This is a genomic window from Plesiomonas sp. ZOR0011, from assembly GCF_000800945.1.
Classification (GTDB): Bacteria; Pseudomonadota; Gammaproteobacteria; order Enterobacterales; family CAMTGL01; genus Plesiomonas; species Plesiomonas shigelloides.
The window spans coordinates 1-5,497 of record NZ_JRKB01000101.1; the positions used below are offsets into that span (position 1 = coordinate 1).

Here is a 5,497-nt window from a genome sequence, read left to right on the forward strand (position 1 = left end):
TTTAGGGGCGTAGTTCAATTGGTAGAGCGTCGGTCTCCAAAACCGAATGTTGGGGGTTCGAGTCCCTCCGCCCCTGCCAGATAAAAAAGCCAGCAGAAATGCTGGCTTTTTTATTGTCTGTATTCTTGCTTCACTATGATTTTCCCCTCTTATGTTGGCCTTTTGAGGCTTTATCTACGCGATTCCTATTCGATCTCCTTACATCCTCCCATCGCAATCCATCTCCCTTTTCTTCCCATGCGTTGACGTTATTACGGTTAAGCATTTGTTTCTGAGCGGCACTGCTTTATACTCGAGACTCTTGTCGGAGTGCCGTTTGGCTGAGACCGCAGTTGTAATGCGGGATCCGTGGAACCTGATCAGGTTAATACCTGCGAAGGGAACAAGAGTGGGTTTTCCCCGCGCGGTAAGTGTAATGTGGTATCGCATGAAGCTGTGATTAGCGTTGCATGGGCAACGTGAACATTTCCTTATCCGCGATGGACAGTACCGGCCGCCTCGGCGCGCTTGGTACGGTGGTTAAATCGCGTTGAGTGATGATGCGGCACGGTTATTGGGTGATGAGATGATGATGAACCCAATGATGACAACGCTGTATTAAGCGAAAACGCCAAGCGACCTCGTCCCCCTCCTCTTTTCTTTCTACGTTCGACAAGCATCTCTTATTAACCCGTTATAAGGAATGCTATGTCACCTCATCTTGTTGAAAAATCAGCAGTTAACTCTAGATCGCAGCAGCGCGCCGCCGCGCGTGAATTTCTGGCTACCTTGCAGGGGGCCGCACATCCCAATTCGGAAAAAGTATTTTTGCCGGGCAGTCGCCCTGACTTGCAGGTGGGCATGCGCGCGATCAGCATGTCGCCGACGTTAGTGGGCGGCGATCCGGCTACGCCACGCTATGAGCCCAATGCGCCGGTGATGGTGTATGACACTTCAGGCCCTTATACCGATCCGGCCGCTACCTTGGATGTTAGCCGCGGCTTGCCGCGACTGCGTGAAGAATGGATCAGTGAACGGGCAGATACCCAGTGGCTGGCTGAACCGAGCTCAGGCTATACCCGCCAGCAACAGGCGGAGGCGCAGCCATTAGATCAACCTTTTCCGCAGCGCGCACCGATTCGACGTGCGCAGCTGGGTAAAGCGGTGACTCAGCTACATTACGCACGGCAAGGCATTATTACGCCGGAGATGGAGTACATTGCGCTGCGTGAAAACATGACGGCATGGTCCGAGGCGCAAGGGGTATTGGCGCAGCAGCATGCCGGTGAAGCGTTCGGCGCGCAGATCCCATCTCAAATTACGCCGGAGTTTGTACGCCAAGAAGTGGCGGCCGGCCGCGCGATTATTCCTTTAAATATCAACCATCCAGAAGCGGAGCCGATGATTATTGGCCGCCACTTTATGGTGAAGGTGAATGCCAATATCGGTAACTCTTCGGTCACCTCTTCAGTGGAAGAGGAAGTTGAGAAACTGGTGTGGGCCACCCGTTGGGGCGCCGATACGGTGATGGATCTTTCCACTGGTCGGCGGATCCACGAGACGCGCGAGTGGATCTTACGCAATAGCCCAGTGCCGATCGGTACCGTACCGATGTATCAGGCGTTGGAAAAAGTGAATGGGGTGGCGGAAGATCTGAGCTGGGCGGTGATGCGCGATACTCTGTTAGAGCAGGTCGAGCAAGGAGTGGACTACTTTACCCTGCATGCCGGTTTGTTGCTGCGCCATATTCCGCTGACCGCTGAGCGTCTGACCGGCATTGTCTCGCGCGGTGGATCGATTATGGCTAAGTGGTGTCTGGCGCATCATCAAGAAAACTTCCTGTATACCCATTTTCGTGAGATTTGCGAAATCTGTCAGGCGTACGATGTGTCTCTCTCGCTGGGTGATGGCTTGCGCCCGGGCTCAATCCACGATGCCAATGATGCCGCGCAGTTTGCCGAATTGCATACCTTAGGCGAGCTGACCAAAATTGCCTGGGAATATGATGTACAGGTGATGATTGAAGGACCGGGGCATGTGCCGATGCAGCTGATTAAAGCCAATATGGATGAGCAGCTCAAGCACTGCGGCGGCGCGCCTTTCTATACTTTAGGGCCACTGACCACCGATATTGCACCGGGCTATGACCACATCACTTCCGGCATTGGTGCAGCGATGATTGGTTGGTATGGCTGCGCGATGCTGTGCTATGTCACGCCGAAAGAGCATCTGGGGTTGCCGGATAAGAACGATGTGAAAACCGGCCTCATCACCTACAAGCTAGCGGCACATGCTGCCGATTTGGCGAAAGGCCATCCGGGGGCGCAGCGCCGCGATAATGCCTTGTCCAAGGCGCGTTTTGAGTTTCGCTGGGAAGATCAGTTTAACTTATCCCTCGACCCCGATACCGCGCGAGCCTATCACGATGCCACCTTGCCGCAGGCATCGGGCAAAGTTGCGCATTTTTGCTCGATGTGTGGCCCGAAATTTTGTTCGATGAAGATCTCGCAAGATATCCGCAGCTATGCGCAAGCACAGGCGGCTGACGCATCAGCGGCCACCGACTCGACAGCGCTTGGTTCTACGGCCAGTGATGCCGGGATGTGCCAGATGGCGCAAGAGTTTCGTGCGCGCGGTGCTGAGCTGTATCACTCGGCTGATTCGGCGGAGGTGCCAAATGCCTGATCTCCTGACGTATTCGACGCAGATCCGCCAAGCGGCCGAGATGGCTGGCGTGATAACCCGTGCCTTGCCATCAACGTCATTAGCGCCGATCTCCACGACGCAAGCTTCCGACGGCGGTTGGATTGATGAAGTGCACTGGCAAGGTGCCAGCCTGCGTCAATGGCGTGCGGCTCCTGGCGAGCCGGCTTGTTTACAGGCGGCCTGGGCGCTGATGCCACAACTGGGATTTGATGGCGCGGATGCACTGTTGCTGGCTGGAGCGCTGGCCACTCAAGCCGCCAGAGTTTTCCCCCAACCACTGCAGTGGCCGACACAGGTCGCAGACTTTCCGCTGCCACTGGCGGCGTGGATGCCGGCATTGTCGGCAACGCATTCATTTCCCGCTCATCACTTTGCGCCATGCCAATCAGCGCCGCTGGGTTTTTATCCGGTGGTCGATTCGTTGGCGCTATTAGAGCGTTTGCTGGCGCTGGGCGTACGGACTTTGCAGTTACGCATCAAAGCGCCGTTTAGCGCAGACGTTGATGCGCAAATTGCGGCGGCGGTGGCGTTAGGTCGCCGTTATCAGGCGCAGCTGTTTATCAACGATCACTGGCAAGCGGCGTTACAGCATGGTGCCTATGGCGTGCATCTGGGGCAAGAGGATCTGGCATTGGCGGATTTATCTGCGCTAGCGGCGGCCGGTCTGCGTCTCGGTGTATCGACCCACGGTTATGCCGAATTGCTGCAAGCGCTGGCGCTGCAGCCAAGCTATATCGCTCTGGGCCATATTTTCCCGACACCAACGAAGCAGATGCCGTCTCGTCCGCAGGGGCTGGGGCGTTTACGCCAATTGCAGGCGTTAGTCGGCAGTATTCCCACGGTGGCCATTGGTGGCATTGATTTACCGTGTGCGCCGCAGGTGTTGGCGTGTGGCGTGGGTAGCATTGCGGTCGTGCGGGCGGTAACGCAAGCCGAGGATTTGTCGGTCACCGTGCAGCGTTGGCAGTCACTCTGGCAGGGTAATACGCCGCTCTCGGCCACAGTTGAGGAGGCGGTCAAATGTTAGACGATCACGCATTTATCCGCTTTAGCCGTCAGATCATGCTTGATGAGGTCGGTGAAGTCGGTCAGGCCACCTTAGCCAAACTGCGCGTGCTGCAAATTGGATTAGGCGGATTGGGATGCGCAGCTGCGCAGGCTTTACTGGCTGCGGGCGTCGGTGTGGTGGTCGCCGCTGATGACGATGAGGTGGAGTTATCCAATTTACCGCGCCAAGGGCTGTATCGGCTACAGGATGTCGGTCGCAGTAAAAGCGAGGCCGCGCACGCGGCGTTGTCAGAGGGGCGTGCGGCTGGCCGTTTGCGGACTTCTCGCGTGCGGGTGGACGCTGGCTGGCTGGCGCGTGAAGTGCCGCTGGTCGATCTGGTGCTCGATTGTAGTGACAATATGCCGACCCGTCAGGCGGTGAATGCTGCCTGCGTGGCGGCGGGTAAACCGCTGGTTAGCGCTGCGGTAGCTGGCTGGCGCGGTCAGTTGATGAGTTTTGTCCCCGGTGGTGGCTGTTATCACTGTCAGTTTCCCGCCTCGTCACATGATGAAGCAGGCAGTTGCCGTACGTTAGGGATCATCAGTCCACTCCCCGCGCTAGCCGGCCACTGGCAGGCGACACAAGCGCTGCGGATTGGCTTACAAAGGTCGGCGGATCGCGCTGGGTTGGCAGCGTGCGCCACTATGGTGCGCTGTGATTTATGGCAAGGACAGTGGCAGGTGTTGCAACCGGCCAGCGATCCGGACTGTCCGGTGTGTGGCGGGGGTCAGCAATGGGGACGTTAACCATGGGCGAATTAACCATAGTGCTAAATGGCCAACCGGTCACGCTAGCAGCGCCGGTTACGGTGGCTGAGTTATTACAGCAACGCGCTTTGCCGCAGCAGGGCTGCGCCGTGGCGCTCAATCAACAAATCTTGGCGCGCAGCGTGTGGGCGCAAACACAGCTTCAAGCAGGCGATCAATTAGCCGTATTTCAGGCGATTGCTGGCGGTTGAGAAGAGGGACGACTTTATGCAAAACCAAACTGACAACATTTTAGCATCCAAGACTTTGTCCACGGATGACGCCAGCCAATCTGCCCGTGCGTTGATAACCCCAACCACTGGGCACGATGAGTTGCACTTGGGGGGCGTGACCTTTGGCTCACGGCTGCTGACCGGCAGCGGTAAATTTGCTTCGGCTACGCAAATGGCGGCGGCGTTGCAGGCCAGCGGTAGTGAGTTGGTGACCATGGCGTTGAAGCGGGTCGATTGTGGTGGTGGGCAAGACGATATCCTCACCCCTTTGCGTGCAATGCCACATCTGCGTTGGCTGCCGAATACCTCCGGTGCGCGCGATGCCAAAGAAGCGATCCTGGCAGCGCACCTCGCGCGTGAGGCGCTCGGCACTACCTGGTTGAAATTGGAAATCCACCCAGATCCGAAATACCTGCTGCCTGATCCGTGGGAAACCCTGCAGGCAGCCGAGCAGTTGGTACGCGATGGCTTTACGGTATTGCCGTATTGCCATGCCGATCCGGTGCTGTGTAAGCGGTTGGAGGAGGTGGGCTGCGCGGCGGTGATGCCACTGGGTGCGCCGATAGGCTCCAATCAAGGGCTACAAACGCAAGCCTTTTTGCGCATCATCATTGAGCAAGCCAGCGTGCCGGTGATTGTCGATGCGGGGATTGGCGCGCCGTCGCAGGCGGCGCAGGCGATGGAGCTGGGCGCAGATGCGGTGCTGGTCAATACCGCGATTGCGGCGGCCGCCGATCCGGTTGCGATGGCCAGTGCGTTTCGTTTGGCGGTGCAGGCTGGACGAC

At 57.5% G+C, this 5,497-nt stretch carries 5 protein-coding genes, 1 tRNA gene and 1 riboswitch; all 6 genes read left to right on the forward strand.

Annotation, left to right across the window (positions count from 1 at the left end; genetic code table 11):
* Positions 1 to 3 precede the first annotated feature (3 nt).
* Positions 4 to 79 (forward strand) — tRNA-Trp (locus L975_RS15905).
* A gap of 216 nt (positions 80 to 295) precedes the next feature.
* Positions 296 to 399: riboswitch (TPP riboswitch) on the forward strand.
* 288 nt (positions 400 to 687) lie between these two features.
* On the forward strand, positions 688 to 2,664 hold the full coding sequence (gene thiC, locus L975_RS15910; RefSeq protein ID WP_047709290.1) for a phosphomethylpyrimidine synthase ThiC: 1,977 nt from the start codon (positions 688 to 690) through the stop codon (positions 2,662 to 2,664).
* Between the two features lie 349 nt (positions 2,665 to 3,013).
* Positions 3,014 to 3,712, forward strand: a complete 699-nt coding sequence (thiE, locus tag L975_RS18485) for a thiamine phosphate synthase (protein WP_218185614.1) — start codon at positions 3,014 to 3,016, stop codon at positions 3,710 to 3,712.
* On the forward strand, positions 3,706 to 4,479 hold the full coding sequence (locus tag L975_RS15920; RefSeq protein ID WP_047709291.1) for a HesA/MoeB/ThiF family protein: 774 nt from the start codon (positions 3,706 to 3,708) through the stop codon (positions 4,477 to 4,479). Before thiE ends, L975_RS15920 begins: the two co-directional genes overlap by 7 nt.
* Positions 4,480 to 4,481: 2 nt before the next feature.
* Positions 4,482 to 4,691 (forward strand): sulfur carrier protein ThiS, encoded by a 210-nt coding sequence (gene thiS, locus L975_RS15925; protein ID WP_036769357.1) that lies wholly within the window; start codon positions 4,482 to 4,484, stop codon positions 4,689 to 4,691.
* Between the two features lie 16 nt (positions 4,692 to 4,707).
* Positions 4,708 to 5,497: thiazole synthase (locus tag L975_RS15930; protein ID WP_081995729.1), on the forward strand; the 790-nt coding region annotated here is incomplete at its 3' end.